Origin of the sequence: Nostoc sp. UHCC 0251 (assembly GCF_034932245.1) — a bacterium.
GTDB lineage: Bacteria > Cyanobacteriota > Cyanobacteriia > Cyanobacteriales > Nostocaceae > Nostoc.
The window spans coordinates 1-15,583 of sequence record NZ_JAYGHD010000379.1; the positions used below are offsets into that span (position 1 = coordinate 1).

A 15,583-nucleotide genomic window follows, 5' to 3' on the forward strand; every position below is an offset into this window, starting at 1 on the left:
TATTTTCAACCGACTCTGCATTTATATTATGCAGCTTAAATGCCGATTAGCTTAGAGTCCTTTTTTTGTGCATATTTTCAAAATACTTGGAGTACTACTTGGAGTTTTCAGGAGATAACAAACAGATAGATATAAAAATAATATTTTTGTACTACTTTTCTGTTCATTCTCAATAGCAGGTGATAATGACTCTCACGATACTTTGATTAATGCCAGAAATGACCTCTAGCCGGGTATTGGTAAGGGAATGATGAACGCTACCAGCAAGCGAGAATAGGGGGCATAGCGTCAAAAATAGCTGTAATCCTTGTGTGGTAATGTGTGAGATAGGCTCAGAGTACTAGTTAAAGAAATAAAGGAATAATAGGTATATGAATATTATTAAGAGAAAATTACTAGAGTAAAAATCATGTAAATAGTAGTTCAAATGCACTAAAAAGGTTAAATACTAGAAAATTAATAGAAGATAGTAAAATACAACCTGAAAGTATTGGTTTAACGTTATGATTACGCCTATGCGTGTTTTTGTGTTAATTTTTAATGCTCGAACCGAAAATGAGGGGATTCACACGATTCGGGAAGGCGATCGCAATAAAATTCTGATGTTCGAGTCAGAAGACGACGCCACCCGCTTTGCTCTGATGCTGGAAGCTCAGGATTTTCCCGCACCTACACCAGAGCCGATCGATGCTGAGGAAATCAAGGAATTTTGCGAAAGTGCTGGATATGAATGGGAAATCATCCCAGAAAACAGCAATTTAGTTGTAACTCCCCCAGAACTTAACGTCGAACAAACGGACTGGCAAGCAGACGCCAAGAAGGAGGATACTGTTGAAGACACTTTCCCTCTCAATCAACAGCCACTAGAAGAACCAGAATTATCTGATTCTGAACTAGAGAAGATGCGTCGCAAATTAGAAGGATTGTTGTAATTAGTCATTAGTCATTGGTCATTGGTCACTTGTACTGAGCGTAGTCGAAGTATTGGTCATTGGTCACTAACTGACTAATGACAAAGGGCGGCTTCCCGTAGGGTAGGACAAAGGACAAAGGACAAATGACAAACTTGCAGGAACGTGGGCATCTTTTAACTGAGCTGGTAAATCCTAACAGTCTTAACTTAGACCAGCTCAGCTCTCTGGAATTGGTGGAGCTGTTTAATAGTGAAGACCAAAAGGCGGTCGAGGCAGTTGCGGCGGCAAAAATTCAGTTGGCTGAAGCAATTGAGCGCACCGCAGAGCGTTTACGTCACGGAGGACGCCTATTTTATATTGGTGCGGGCACAAGTGGCAGGTTAGGAGTGTTAGATGCTGCTGAATGTCCACCTACTTTTTGTACACCCCCAGAGTTGGTACAGGGGATTATTGCTGGTGGTGCTGGCGCACTGTTACGCAGTTCGGAGGGTTTAGAAGACAGCATCGAAGATGGTGAGGCTGCGATCGCTGGGCGACACATTACCCAGTTAGATGTCGTGGTCGGTATTACTGCTGGTGGGACAACGCCTTATGTTCACGGTGCGCTTCATGCTGCTCGTCAGCGAGGAGCCATTACTATTTTTATCGCCTGTGTTCCAGCGGAACAAGTTAGCTTTGATGTCGATATTGACATTCGCCTATTGACAGGGCCAGAAATAATCGCTGGCTCAACTCGCCTGAAAGCTGGTACAGCCACGAAGTTAGCTTTAAATATCCTTTCTACTGGGGTGATGGTGAAGCTAGGCAAGGTTTATGGCAATCGGATGGTGGATGTAGCGGTAACAAATCAAAAGTTACGCGATCGCGCTTTGCGAATTTTGCAAGACCTCACGGGTTTAAGTCGGGAAGCTGCTGGTTTTTTACTAGAACGTAGTGGCAAGTGGGTTAAGTTAGCGCTATTAATGCACTGGACTGGTTTGGAAAAAGACCAAGGCGATCGGCTTCTTTCAGAACACCAAAGTAATCTTAGAGCGGCAGTTTTGAGTTATCAAAATCACAACCAACCTTAAATAAATTCTCTTCAATAAATACTCTATTCATGGCTGCTACTTCTCTTAGTAGCACGCCTTTTTTTTAAGTGTAATATTCCTTTGAAAACTTCACTGGAAATCAAACATATAAATAAATGTAAACTTTAATCAATATTTTTACCATTTATTGTCAACCTTAATAGCTAAAGCAAAAATTCTAAAATCTTCCAACCTTTTTATAAATAAAAATTCAGAACTTCTACGGATAGAATTCTGTATGAGAATTATTAAAATAATCTATTAATACTAAATTCATCTTAATGATGTGGGTTATAGCAACTTCCAATTAAAAAAAACAACTTGTATTCACGGTGCTTATGTATGTTTTTGGCTAAAGCAGCGCGATCCATTAGATTAAAATGGTGCGTTACTTCGTTAACGCACCCTACAAATTAGCATTGGATAGTTTATTTTTTGGTAGTTCTATAGCAACTTACTTGAATAATGGAATATTAGCAGAAAACTCAATCTGCAAATAATAAATTTTGTGCTGGATGAGTTATTAACTAGCAAATTTTTACTATCTTTCCATCTCCCGTGCTTTTAATAAACTTGATTTAGGCTGTTATATAGCAAATGTACTGGTACTTATTGATATATCTGCTGACCACTAGATAACTAGTGTACATTTTTCAACGGCTGGCTTTTTAATAAAAGGAATAAAATATGACCCACCCGGAACTTGTTTTTTCAAATAACATAGTTAATGAATTTAAAACTTGTACTCAGCTGCAATACAACGGCAAATTAAATATTAAAAGTTCAAAAGGCAGTCAATGGACTTTTTATTATCGGCTGGGACGCATAGTCTGGGCAACAGGGGGAACTCATCCTTTCCGGCGCTGGCGTAGACATATGGCCCAAAATTGTCCCCAGATTGATGTTGATAAATTGCAGTTACCTTTACAAGAAATATCAATAGATTACTGGGATTATCGCCTTCTAGAAAGATTTTATAAAAAACAGAAAATACAGCGAGAACAGATTCAGTCTATTGCTGAAAACACGATAGCAGAATTATTATTTGACCTAGCTCTGCAAGGAAATTTTGCTTCTATAAGTTGCAATCGTAGCCAAGAAGTTATTTTAGAAACACCAATGAGCTTCACAAGTGCAGAAATGTCTGTAAAGCATATGCAAGACTCGTGGAAAAGTTGGTCAGAAGCTGGTTTAGCAAATTTTTCTCCTGACTTGGCACCAGTTCTGCGACGGCCAGAACAGCTCCAGCAGATAGTAAGTCCATCTGTCTACAAAAACTTTGTCAATTTAATCAACGGCAAATTTACTCTGCGAGATTTAGCTGTGAAAATGAAGCAGAGTGTACTGCCACTCACTCGTTCGTTGCTGCCCTATGTTCTTAAAGGAATCATCGAATTAGTGGAAGTACCTGACATGCCCTTAATAGTGACTGAGGTCAAAAATAACTCTACTACTACACAACAAAATAAGCGGACTGCTCCGCTAGTAGCTTGCGTCGATGATAGCCCTCAGGTATGTAAAATGCTAGAGGATATTATCACTTCCAATGGATTGAGGTTTATCAAGATTCAAGATGCTGTACAAGCTCTACCAAACCTAATTCAGGATAAACCAGACCTGATTTTCTTGGATTTGGTGATGCCAGTCGCTAGTGGTTACGAAATTTGCACTCAGTTGCGACGAATATCTACTTTTACTAACACACCAATAATTATATTAACAGGTAGTGATGGTCTTTTAGATAGAGTTCGTGCCAAAGTAGTTGGTTCTACAGATTTTCTCACTAAACCTGTAGTGTCTGATAAGGTAATGGCTATAGTACGCAAATATTTACCTACATCGAGTGCATCTATTGATAAAAGTAAATCTAATTTAGAGGTTTGTAATTAGGGGGTATTAAAAGTTATTTTTAATTTTGAATTTTTCAATCAATATTTCTAAAGTTTTCCACCTCAGTAAAAATTAAATTATTGAGGTGGATAAAACTATTTTATTGAAAATAACAGATATTGATTTATATTTATTCCGTACTTTTTCTGAGGTTAATAAATAAAGATGGTATCAAAATTAGACAAATACAATTTTTTGTATTTATTTATAGCAGTCCTATTTGAGTTATGGAATAGTGGTTATATCAAAAAGGGTTAGGGCTAGTCTCTAGTTCCTTCCATATCTTTGTTCACGAATCATTTAGGATTTGTTGCTATCTCTATTTTGTTTACATTCTGAAAAGCTTTTAATGAGTAATTAACATGAATACTGTTTTAGTTGTTGAAGATGGCTTAACAGATATGGAAATAATCAGCCGTTACTTGCAACAGGCAGGTTATTCTGTGATTAGCGCCACAAGTAGCGAAGAGGCTCAAGACAAAATTGATAAAAATAAGCTAGACCTAATATTTCTCGACGTAATATTACCAGGTAAAAGTGGCTTTGAAATTTGCCGAGAACTGAAAAACAATCCCAATACTAGCAAAATACCTGTAGTTTTTTGCTCTACAAAAGATAGTGATGTAGATAAAATTTGGGGCAATATGTTGGGTGCTGATGGTTATTTATCAAAACCAATTGATCGAGAAGAATTAGTGGTAACTTTGAAGCGATTGATTAATAAGTAATAATGCAATAGCTAAACATTCGATGAAGTTCACTTCTTCTAAATTAAATAATAGATGCAAATAGTGGCTACAAATAATTCATTAATGACAAAGGATCTATAACTTTGGAAACTAAGGAAAAGTTTTTAAGTTTTAATTTGGGAGTAAGGGATACAGCTGTAATTCAGTTAAAACATATCACAGAAGTTTTGCAAGTATCGTTACCTGAAATATGTGGCGTTCCTCAGATGCCCAGTAGCGTCTTAGGTATTTATAACTGGCGTGGAGAGATGCTTTGGTTGGTAGATTTAGAGGCAATGTTAGGTTATCCTCCAATTTCACAAGATGCAAATTTACTTTCAAGAATGATGACGATTGTCCTAGAAAATAAGGGTAAGTATTTAGGACTATTGGTGCGACAGCTTATAGATATTGAATGGCTGGATATTCAGGAGATGAAACCCCCAACTACTGAATTATTTTATCCTAAAATATCACCTTTTTTACAGGGATACTTTATTAATAATTCCGAGGAAATGATTTTTAATCTGGATGCAATAACTATTATCCAAGCTCCTATATGGGGGATTCATAATTGAGTATAGGAATAGGATTTTAAAATTTCTATTCCTTGAGTAACAAATAGCATCTGATTCGTATTTGCAAAATACTAAATTATTACAAACTACCAAAACCGAGGATAAATAAATGACATTTTTGTATAACAATAGCCATGATAATCAGCATTTAATTTCTGAAATAGAAAATCAGAATGGTAAAGTTGATATAACGAATATCCCTAGCAATGAAATATATTTATTAAATGCGATCGCTCAGGAATTTAAAACTTGGCGACGGAATTTGGAAGACATCGTAACCCAGATGCGCCAGGCTGTAGACATTGATACATTATTCAAAATCACTGTAGCGCAGATTAGAGAAAAGATTGGCTGCGATCGCGCCTTAATTTATCATTTTACTTCCCTGGAGTCAGGTAATGTTTTAGCAGAATCTAGAACACTAGGTTGGACACCGACTTTAGGCGAAAATATTCCAGGAATTATTTTTGGCTTATATGCCAATCAAGACTATATAGAACCTGTAGTTATTGACGATATCAATAAAATTCAACTTACACCATATCAAAAGCAACTGTTAGATAAATTTCAAATTAAAGCTAGTTTAAGTTTACCGATTGTAGTAGAAGGTAAAGTATGGGGGTTACTGGCAGTAAATAATTGCTGCTCAATGCGGCAGTGGCAAGAGGTAGAAATCAGCCTACTATCTCAAATTACAACAGAACTGACCTACAAATTACAGAGCTTTGAATTCCAAAAAGAACAGCAACAGCGAATACTAGCCAAAAAATCGGTAGCTAAAGTCATCGACAAAATTCTGCGAGTGTCAAATGTTGATAAGCTTTTTCAAACAACCACTCAAGAAGTACGCCAATTACTAAAATGCGATCGCGTCGGTGTCTATCGCTTCAAACCTGACTGGAGTGGCGAGTTTGTTGCTGAGTCAGTGGGTAATGGTTGGGTAAAAATGGTAGGCCCTGATTTTTACATGGTCTGGGAAGATACCCACTTACAAGACACTCAAGGAGGACGCTATGCCAAGGGTGAAAGCTTTGTGGCCAATGACATCTATAAAATGGGCCATGCTCAATGTCACATTGACATTTTAGAGCAGTATGAAATGAAGGCTTACATCATTGCGCCGATATTTTCTGGAGAAAAACTATGGGGTTTGCTGGCAGCTTACCAAAATTCTGGGCCTCGTAATTGGCAACCTTGGGAAGAAAGCTTTGTAACTCAAATTGGTCTGCAATTTGGTGTAGCTATCTCACAAGGCGAGTATCTGGAACAAGTGCAGACAAAATCTGACCAGCTAGCTCAAATAGTTGAACAAGAAAAAACTTTCACTAAGATAGTCAGCCGCATCCGACAATCTTTAGATGTAGATAGCGTCTTCAAAACAACCACTCAAGAAGTGCGTCAATCACTGCGATGCGATCGCGTCGCTGTCTATCGCTTTAACCCTGACTGGGGTGGTGAATTTGTGGCTGAGTCTGTAGGTACTGGTTGGACGAAACTGGTAGGCCCTGGTATTAAAACCGTTTTAGACGATACCTACTTGCAAGATACTAAAGGAGGCAGGTATGCCAGAGGTGAAAACTTTGTTGTAAATGACATTTATGAAGTGGGGCTTGCTCCCTGCCATATTGAGATTTTAGAGCAGTTTGAAGCCAAAGCTTACATCATTGTTCCTATATTCTTCGGGGAAAAATTGTGGGGTTTGCTGGCAGCTTATCAAAATTCTAGCCCCCGTGAATGGCAAACCTGGGAAACGAACTTTCTAGTTCAGATTAGCTTGCAATTTAGTCTAGCTAAATCACAGATAGATTATTTGGAATTAGTTAGGATTAAATCTGAGAAACTGGCTCAGATAGCAGAACAAGAGAAAGCTGTTACCAAGATCAGTAACCGCATCCGGCAATCTTTGGATGTAGAAGAAATCTTTAAAACAACCACTCAAGAAGTAAGGCAATTACTGCGTTGCGATCGCGTCGCCGTCTATCGTTTCAACCCTAACTGGAGTGGCGAATTTGTAGCGGAGTCAGCAGGTCATACTTGGGTAAAACTGGTAGGCCCCGATATCAAAACTGTCTGGGAAGATACCCACTTGCAAGAAACTCAGGGAGGTCGATATATCCAGGGTGAAAGCTTTGCTGTAAATGACATCTATCAGGTAGGACATTCTCCTTGCCACATTGAAATTTTAGAGCAATTTGAAGTTAAAGCTTATGTAATTGTTCCTGTATTTGCTGGGGAACAATTGTGGGGATTGTTGGCAGCTTATCAAAATTCTGGAACTCGTGATTGGGAAGAATCGGAAGTCACTTTGTTAGCACGCATTGGTAGCCAGTTAGGACTGGCATTACAACATACCGAGTATTTGCAACAAGTACAAGCGCAGTCAGCAAAATTAGCAGAAGCAGCAGCACGGGAAAAAGCAGCCAAAGAGTTACTACAACAACGATCTATTCAACTCTTAACAGCCCTTAGACCCGCCCTCAACGGTGACTTAACAGTACGCGCACCAATTACAGAAGACGAACTAGGCACGATCGCAGATGCTTATAATAATACTCTGCAAGCACTGCGGCAAATCGTTATTCAGGTACAGGGGGCTGCTCAACAAGTTGCCCAAACTTCCAGCAACAGCGACGCTTCACTAGCTGGATTGACCAATCTGGCGCAACAACAATCTGAGGAAATTACCGCAGCTTTAGGTGACATTCAACAGATGGTAGATTCCACTCAAGCTGTGGTGGCGAATGCTGAGTTAGTGCAAGTAGCGGTGCAACAAGCCAATCAAACTGTAGAGTCTGGCGATACTGCGATGAACCTAACTGTAAAAGCAATCCAAGGAATTCGTGAAACCGTTGCCCAAACCAGCAAAAAGATTAAACGCCTTAGTGAATCTTCGCAAAAAATCTCCAAAGTGGTGAATTTGATTGGTAATTTTGCCACACAGACAAACGTACTGGCTCTGAATGCAGCCATTGAAGCCACCCGTGCGGGTGAATATGGCAAAGGCTTTGCAGTTGTAGCTGATGAAGTCCGTTCTTTATCTCGCCAGTCAGCAGCAGCAACCATTGAAATAGAAAAATTAGTCCAGGAGATTCAAGCCGAAACCGGTGAAGTTGCAGTAGCGATGGAAATCGGTATTCAGCAGGTGGTAGAAGGTACAAATCTTGTTAGTGACACTCGCCAAAACTTAAATGCGATCGTTTCTGCAACTGCCGAAATTAGCCAGCTAATCGAGCGAATTACCGCCTCGACTCAAAAACAAATGGCGCAATCTGTAACAGTAACTAAATCAATGCAAGATGTAGCAGAAATCGCCAATAAAACTTTTGCTGAATCTCAAGAGATTGCTACTGTGTTCCAAGATTTGTCAGGGATGGCGCAAGAGCTATTAACAACTGCTAGCAAGTTTAAAGTGAAATAGGGAATAGGGAGTGGGGAGTGGGAAATGACAGTTTCTGAAATTCGATCTTATCAAGATTTAAGAGTTTGGCAAGAACGTAAATTTCAATCTTCCCCACTCCCCATCCCCCATCCCCCACTCCTCACTCCCCACTCCCCACTCCCCACTCCCCACTTATGATTACAGATAACGAAATTCGTGAACAAGGATATATCTATTTTCTAGCTGAAGCCCCGGAATTAGTACAAATTATTGAGCAAGAGCTATTTAGCTTGTCAGAAGGTTATAGCACTGCAAAAGTTCATAATTTAATGCGGGCTACTCATACACTTAAAGGCGGCGCTGCTAATGTTGGGCTAGAAGTAATTAAGATGATAGCCCATTTTTTAGAAGATGTATTTAAGGCTCTATATAATCCAAAAGTCGTAGTTGATGCCGAATTACAAACACTTTTATTACAAGCTTATGAGTGCCTCAGCATAGCATTAAATACCGAATTAATAGGCAGTACTGTTAATGATGAAGAACTACTACATCGAGCAACATCAGTATTTGCACAGTTGCAAGAAAAACTGGGCGATGCATTTGGTGCTGAGTCTTATATTCCCACTTCTGAAGAATTGGGATTTGATATTGTGCAGTCCGTTTTTGAAGTAGGAGTGGAGCAACGACTCAACAGTATTGCTGAAGCTGTTAACAATCCACCAAATAATGAAGATTTTATCGAGCTTTTACACTCTCAAGCTGAGGTGTTTCTCGGTTTAGCAGAATCTCTAAATTTACCTGGGCTGGGAGAAATTTCCCAAACAATTTTGTCAGCGCTGCAAGCAAATCCTACTCAGGTGCAGCAGATTGCAGAAATTGCTCTTGCAGATTTACAACAAGCACAAAAATTGGTACTAGCAGGCGATCGCACATCTGGTGGAGAGGCTTCTCCAAGTTTGCGAAAACTCACAACAGTGGCAAGTAATGAGTTATCTGGAGAATTGCAGAATGATTCATTTGCTGGCACATTTATCATCAATGAAGAAAAGTTTTACCAGTTTCTTACTACATCTGACAACAATAAAAACGAATCTGTAAACCCAACAACTGCTAAATTTTACTTAAAAGTAATTCGTTATATTTTTGGCTGGTTTAATCACGAGATTAAAATACCAGAGTCAGAACTCACTTTGTCTCTACTGGTTCCTACACTAGAAAGACAAAGCCTACTTAATCATATCGAAAACTGGCTGAAAAATTTTCTTGATTTTGTCCAAGATGAAGAGGATAGTCAAAGTCTTTGTATTTATCGACATGGTATCATCTTAATCATCCTATTTGCAGTTGCCAAATTTCAATATTCAATTAAACCATCTAATAGCTACCTCTCAGTCATTAAAATATTACAAAATAGAATTCATACATTAGCACAAGAATATAAAAATTATCCTCCTGTTACTAGCAAAGGGAAAAATTGGCTTGATAGCCCCAAGTTACAAACACTGCTAGTTCTTAAAAAAGTATCTCAGTCTGTATCCCCTCAAGCAGATGATAACTTGCTAGAAGCAATATGGGGAGAAGATGTTAGCCAAAATCCTGCTACTGAACCCGTGGCTACTCAGACTGATGATTCTTCAGAAAAGCTTGATTCATTAACTCTCAGTGAGCAAGATGTTTCTGAAACAGCTATTGAAGTCATTTTAGCTACACAAATCAATAAAGAAATAGAAGATAAGTCAGAGTATATTCAAACTAAAAATTTCCGCCAACCTTCATTTATTCGAGTTGATACAGAGAGACTGCAACACCTCAATTATCTAGCTGGAGAATTGCTGATTTACCAAAAACGGCGTAGTTTGCAAGATGAACAAGTCAAAGAAATAATTGAGCAATTAATACAGCAACTCACGAGACACCAAAGAACTTTAAATGAATTACGTGATTTACCATTACAAATACAAAATATTGCCTCACAACAAACACAAAATTTTGCAGTGAATTTTGACTCTCTAGAAATGGATGTATATACCGAATTTAATATGACATTGCACGAAGCAATAGAAGAGACACTGCAACTACAAGAAACCACAGAATCTCTTGACTTGCTCGTGACGCAAGCTGCTCAAATTAGTGACAAACAAGAGAATTTAACTCTTAATATTATAGATAGCTTAGTAGAAGCACGAATGTCGCCTTTGGGCAATATCCTAAATCGTTTCCCCCAGATGGTAAACAAGTTAGGGAATGTTCATGCCAAACTTGTAGAATTAAAACTTAGTGGTACTGAAGTACTAGTAGATAAAGCGATCGCAGAAAAGCTCTACGACCCGTTATTACACTTAGTACGTAATGCTTTTGACCACGGTATTGAAGCTCCACATGTTCGCAGAGAGCTTGGTAAACCAGAACAAGGTTTAATCGAAATCTGCGCCTATCATCAGGGTAGCCAAACTGTTATCGAAGTTCGAGATGATGGTCAGGGATTGAATTTAGATAGAATTCGCAGAAAAGCTGTTGAATTTTATCCCATACAAACTGAAGAAAAAATTAGAAGCTATAGTTCTAATCTGTCTAATACTGAACTTTTAGATTTGATATTTTCGCCTGGATTTTCTACTGCTAATAAAGTAAGTGAAATTTCTGGGCGCGGTATGGGTTTAGATATTGTGCGTACTCAGATGCACGCACTCAACGGCTCAATTTCAGTTGAATCTCTACCTAACCAAGGAACAATATTTATACTCAAAATTCCTTTTTCTATGACTACAGAAAAGTTAATGCTAGTTCAAGCTAAAGGTGTTGTTTATGCACTTCTTTTGGATAGTATCGAAAAAATATTGATTCCCTCCGATCAACAGATTAAAGAAATCGAAGGGAAAAAAGTTTTGCATTGTAACACAGACAATGATGATACTATGGTCAGCATTCGTCAACTTTCAAAGTTGATTGATTATAATGGTTCACTTTTTAATAGTACTACTCCATACAACACATTAAATAATTACGACTCAAGCGTAGGCAAAAATCCGGTGCTTTTGCTACGACGAAATCAAGTAAAAGTTGCTTTAGAAGTTGACCAGATAATTGGTGAGCAAGAACTGGTAATTAGACCTTTAGGAAATGCGATCGCACCGCCAAAATACATTTATGGTTGTAGTAGTTTAGCCAATGGCAATCTGATCTTAGTGATTGATGCTTCACTGCTGGTAAAGTCTAGCGAAAGCCAACAAACAACACTTGATATTATGGCATCACCAATAGCTTATTCGTCGAATAAAAAAGCTTTGCCGATATCGGGACATACTTTTTCATCTACGCCATTACTTGCTGCATCTACTGCCACAACAACTATAGAAACCCAACCCAGTTATTCTCAAGAGGCAGATAATAAATCACCAAAAGTTGTTTTAGTAGTAGATGACGCCATTAGTCTGCGCCAAACTCTCTCTCTGACACTGCAAAAATCTGGTTATCAAGTAATACAGGCTCAAAATGGTGTCGAAGCTCTAGAAAAGTTGCAGTTACATCCAGAAATTGTAGTTGTCATCTCCGATTTAGAAATGCCACGAATGAATGGTTTTGAGTTGTTGAGTAATTTCCGTCAGTACCCAAATTTAGCAAAAATACCTGTAGTGATTCTCACATCTCGCTGTGCTGAAAAACATCGTCAGCTTGCTCAAGAATTGGGTGCAAAGGCTTACTTGACTAAGCCTTATTTAGAGCATGAGTTTCTCGCTACAATTAAGGGATTAATTAACAGTAATATAGATGATTCCAAACATTTACTTATGGTGACAAATCATTGATGATTTTGGAAATACCATCGCCTTAACTACTAGGTAGATTATTTGGGTCTACACCTAAAGAACGTAAATACTGTGCTAAATTTTCAGCCCTTTGCCGTTCTTCTTCAGCCCTTTGTCGCTCCTGTTCTGCCTGTTCTGCATCTGTCAAATAGCGATTTCCTTGCTGATCATACCAACATAAAAACTCTTGTTGTATCCCGGCAATTACAGCTTGGTTTCGTCCAATACCTAACCCCACCTCTGGCATAAAATAAGGTTCACCTATTTGTAGTTGGTAGTTTCCATCTATCAATTTATACACTTCAAAGGGTTGATGTTGGTCGCGTCGCCAAAACTCAGGGTTATAAATTACGTAGTAGAATACACCGAGTTTCCTATATATATCTAGCTTCTCGTCATATTCACCTCCTGGGGTGTGGGATACCATTTCTAATGTGAATATTGGAACTATGCCATTTTCTTCCCAAACCGCATAACTTTTACGTGATTTACCACCCTTTTTCCGTTCTACTCCTACACTTAAAAAAGCATCTGGCACTATAGGGACTCTAGGATTTACTCCTGTGGTGTGATAGACTCCCATATCTACTCCGAAGTACCAATCCATGCGATTTGCCCAAATGGAGTTGAGTAAGAAGAGTAAAATGTTGGGCAAAAAATTTTGATCCTCGTTATCCACTGGCGTATCGTCTGAACAGGGAAGTTCATCAGTAGTTGGTAACGCATTTTTGAGATCAGGTGAGAGCATAACCGTTGTCTCGCTGGCGTTTGATGCCCTTATTATAGATGAGTGAGGAAAAGTTTAGCGTTTGGGTGCAGCCTCGCCAAACTTAATTAAAAGTGCGATCGCAATACTAACAAGCAAAATTAACGTCATACTTAAAGCTGAACCAAATCCCCAATTTTGCGTTGCTCCCAGAAACTGGTTATAAACTAACCGCGCTGCCGTCATACTAGAAGCACCACCAAGTAATTCTGGATCGACAAAATCTCCCAAGCCTGTGATAAATACAAGCATTGAAGCAGCCGCGATTCCAGGAAAAATTTGCGGTACGGTTACTTGGCAAAACGTTTCTACCGGATTTGCACCTAAATCAGCCGCTGCTTCTAGTAACCGCTTGTCTAGTTTTTCGAGAGAAGCATATAAAATCAAAACCATATACGGTAACAAGCTGTAACTCATGCCAATAAATACAGCTTGACTCTGATTAAGTAATTGCAAAGTAGGCAAGCCTAAATTGCTGAGTAAACTGTTTAATAAACCAGTAGGACGAAGAATTGTAATCCAAGCGTATGATCGAAGTAGCGAGGAAGTCCATAAAGGTAAGACAAAGGCTAATAGCAGTAAATTCCGCCAACGTTGCGGCGCTATCTGAGCAATCCAATAGGCGACGGGGAAGCCCAAAATTAAACAAATTATTGTAGTACCAAACGCAAAAAATAGCGATCGCACAATTACTTGCAAATAAAGGGGGTCAAATATGCGAATGTAGTTTTTGAATCCGTTGGGATTGACCAAATCTCCTGGTCTGATGTCTGCAACTAAACTTAACTCGAAAATGATCAGAGTTGGCAGCACCAACAAAAGCAATAACCAAATCCCAGATGGTGCAAGTAACAGCAAAGGTTGGAGCCAATTCGTTCGTGGGCGATGCAATTCTTCTATTTTAGAAATATCACTTTTTTGAAAATTCACCACTTATAACTCCTAACTCTGTCAATTTTGGATTTTGAGTCGCACCTTTGGTGCGCTTACAGCGCAACTTGGATTTTGGATTGAATTAAAAATATAAAATCCAAAAATCGAATGATTCTTAACTATTTTAGCCGCTAGTTAATTGAGTCCAATAGCGCTCGTAAACCTCTTCAAATTCTCCTACAGGAGTAACACGTTCACAATTTGCTAAAAGTGATTCTGAGGGAAATAAATTAGTATTGTTTTGGATTGTTTTTGGCAATTGCTCAAATCCAGCCCTATTAGGTGTAGAAATACTCAGACGTTGAGTGATTTGGGCTGCTAATTCTGGTTGTAAAATCATGTTAATCCAAGCATAGGCTCCAGCCTGGTTGGGGGCTGCTTTAGGAATTACAATCGTGTCTGTCCATAATGAAGAACCACTCCGAGGAATTACATATTTGAGTTTAGGGTTTTCTTGAGAGATTCTCACCGCATCTGCTGAATAGCACATTGCTAATAGTAAATCTCCTGCCAGAATTTGATTTTGCCAAGCGTCGGTGTCAAAACGTGCGATCGCAGGTTTTAGCACTTTCAATTTTTCATAAGCTTGTTTGATTTCTTGTTCATTTTTTGAGTTATAAGAGTAACCTAGCATCCGTAACGTCGCACCCATTACTTCTCGAACATCATTGAGCAAGGTCATCCGCTGATTAAGTTGCTCTTGATTTTGCCAAAGATAATCCCAGTCTTGTGGTGCATCTTTGAGTTTTTCGGAATTGTAAAGTAAACCTGTTGTCCCCCAGTTAAAAGGGATGCTATATCGGTTATTGGGGTCATAAGTAGGATTCTGAAAGCGGGGGAATAAATTCTCTAAACCAATTAAGCGATCGTGATCTATTTCTGTTAACAAACCTTTGTCTACCATCTTCTGCACCATGTAATCGGATGGGTAGATGATGCTGTAAGTGCCACCGCCTCCAGCTTGGAACTTAGCCAGCATGACATCATTGGAATCATATACATCCGCTAGCACTTTCATGCCAGTTTGGGTGCTAAAAGTTTTCAGTAATTGGTTGTCAGTATATTGCGTCCAGGTAAAGATATAAAGTTGGTCACGTTGACCAGAAGTATTAGAATTAGCGCGCACTTCAGCCAGCCTCCAGCCACAACCAGCTAAAGATAAGCTAGAAAGCGCTGCCACCCCTTTTAAAAATTGGCGTCTGTTAATCATTAAGTTAGAAGCTGTTTATCAACAACCTCTAGATTACGGTATACTTAGTAGCCCCTGCCGTGATTTTGTGGGATAAATGTGTCATTCTTCACACTTACTGTAGGGCTTGCTTAATCTATAGGAATCTGATTTGATTCCTGAACCACTCGTAGAGACAGGGAACAGGTAAAAAGAAATAAAAGTGTACTGAGTTGTTTTCACGCAATCAAATATGATTCCTATATGATAGTTGTCCTGCCTCCAAGAGATCCTTGTAAGCTAATCGGCATTTAAGCTGCATAATATAAATGCAGAGTCGGTTGAAAA

10 protein-coding genes are annotated in these 15,583 nt (G+C 38.8%); 7 read left to right on the forward strand and 3 right to left on the reverse strand.

The window, feature by feature from the left end; genetic code table 11:
- Nucleotides 1–503 precede the first annotated feature (503 nt).
- The 7 genes from VB740_RS31870 to VB740_RS31900 all read left to right on the forward strand — a co-directional run bounded on the left by VB740_RS31870 (nt 504) and on the right by VB740_RS31900 (nt 12,368).
- Nucleotides 504–932 (forward strand): DUF3110 domain-containing protein, encoded by a 429-nt coding sequence (locus VB740_RS31870; RefSeq protein ID WP_323203827.1) that lies wholly within the window; start codon nt 504–506, stop codon nt 930–932.
- Nucleotides 933–1,057: 125 nt separating this feature from the next.
- Nucleotides 1,058–1,984, forward strand: coding sequence for an N-acetylmuramic acid 6-phosphate etherase (gene murQ, locus VB740_RS31875; protein ID WP_323203828.1), 927 nt, complete (start codon nt 1,058–1,060; stop codon nt 1,982–1,984).
- A 687-nt stretch (nt 1,985–2,671) separates the two neighbouring features.
- Nucleotides 2,672–3,874, forward strand: a complete 1,203-nt coding sequence (locus VB740_RS31880; protein ID WP_323203829.1) for a response regulator — start codon at nt 2,672–2,674, stop codon at nt 3,872–3,874.
- Nucleotides 3,875–4,236: 362 nt separating this feature from the next.
- A complete protein-coding gene (locus VB740_RS31885; RefSeq protein ID WP_323203830.1) occupies nt 4,237–4,602 on the forward strand; it encodes a response regulator in 366 nt (121 codons plus the stop codon).
- 104 nt (nt 4,603–4,706) lie between these two features.
- Complete coding sequence (locus VB740_RS31890; protein ID WP_323203831.1) at nt 4,707–5,180, forward strand: chemotaxis protein CheW; 474 nt, start codon at nt 4,707–4,709, stop codon at nt 5,178–5,180.
- A gap of 109 nt (nt 5,181–5,289) precedes the next feature.
- On the forward strand, nt 5,290–8,598 hold the full coding sequence (locus VB740_RS31895) for a GAF domain-containing protein (protein WP_323203832.1): 3,309 nt from the start codon (nt 5,290–5,292) through the stop codon (nt 8,596–8,598).
- Between the two features lie 155 nt (nt 8,599–8,753).
- Nucleotides 8,754–12,368 (forward strand): hybrid sensor histidine kinase/response regulator, encoded by a 3,615-nt coding sequence (locus VB740_RS31900; protein WP_323203833.1) that lies wholly within the window; start codon nt 8,754–8,756, stop codon nt 12,366–12,368.
- Nucleotides 12,369–12,390: 22 nt separating this feature from the next.
- Here the strand turns inward: VB740_RS31900 and VB740_RS31905 are convergent, their stop codons facing one another.
- The 3 genes from VB740_RS31905 to VB740_RS31915 all read right to left on the reverse strand — a co-directional run bounded on the left by VB740_RS31905 (nt 12,391) and on the right by VB740_RS31915 (nt 15,277).
- Nucleotides 12,391–13,116 (reverse strand): Uma2 family endonuclease, encoded by a 726-nt coding sequence (locus VB740_RS31905; RefSeq protein ID WP_323203834.1) that lies wholly within the window; start codon nt 13,114–13,116, stop codon nt 12,391–12,393.
- A 54-nt stretch (nt 13,117–13,170) separates the two neighbouring features.
- Entirely contained in the window at nt 13,171–14,064 is an 894-nt protein-coding gene (locus tag VB740_RS31910; RefSeq protein WP_323203835.1) for an ABC transporter permease, read from the reverse strand.
- Nucleotides 14,065–14,191: 127 nt separating this feature from the next.
- Complete coding sequence (locus VB740_RS31915; RefSeq protein WP_323203836.1) at nt 14,192–15,277, reverse strand: ABC transporter substrate-binding protein; 1,086 nt, start codon at nt 15,275–15,277, stop codon at nt 14,192–14,194.
- Nucleotides 15,278–15,583 lie beyond the last annotated feature (306 nt).

Excerpts from the sequence above, each read along its gene's own strand:
- VB740_RS31915 (WP_323203836.1), bottom strand. The coding sequence starts at position 15,277 with ATGATTAACAGACGCCAATTTTTAAAAGGGGTGGCAGCGCTTTCTAGC.
- VB740_RS31880 (WP_323203829.1), top strand. The coding sequence starts at position 2,672 with ATGACCCACCCGGAACTTGTTTTTTCAAATAACATAGTTAATGAATTT.
- VB740_RS31885 (WP_323203830.1), top strand. The coding sequence starts at position 4,237 with ATGAATACTGTTTTAGTTGTTGAAGATGGCTTAACAGATATGGAAATA.
- VB740_RS31900 (WP_323203833.1), top strand. The coding sequence starts at position 8,754 with ATGATTACAGATAACGAAATTCGTGAACAAGGATATATCTATTTTCTA.
- VB740_RS31905 (WP_323203834.1), bottom strand. The coding sequence starts at position 13,116 with ATGCTCTCACCTGATCTCAAAAATGCGTTACCAACTACTGATGAACTT.
- murQ (WP_323203828.1), top strand. The coding sequence starts at position 1,058 with ATGACAAACTTGCAGGAACGTGGGCATCTTTTAACTGAGCTGGTAAAT.
- VB740_RS31870 (WP_323203827.1), top strand. The coding sequence starts at position 504 with ATGATTACGCCTATGCGTGTTTTTGTGTTAATTTTTAATGCTCGAACC.
- VB740_RS31895 (WP_323203832.1), top strand. The coding sequence starts at position 5,290 with ATGACATTTTTGTATAACAATAGCCATGATAATCAGCATTTAATTTCT.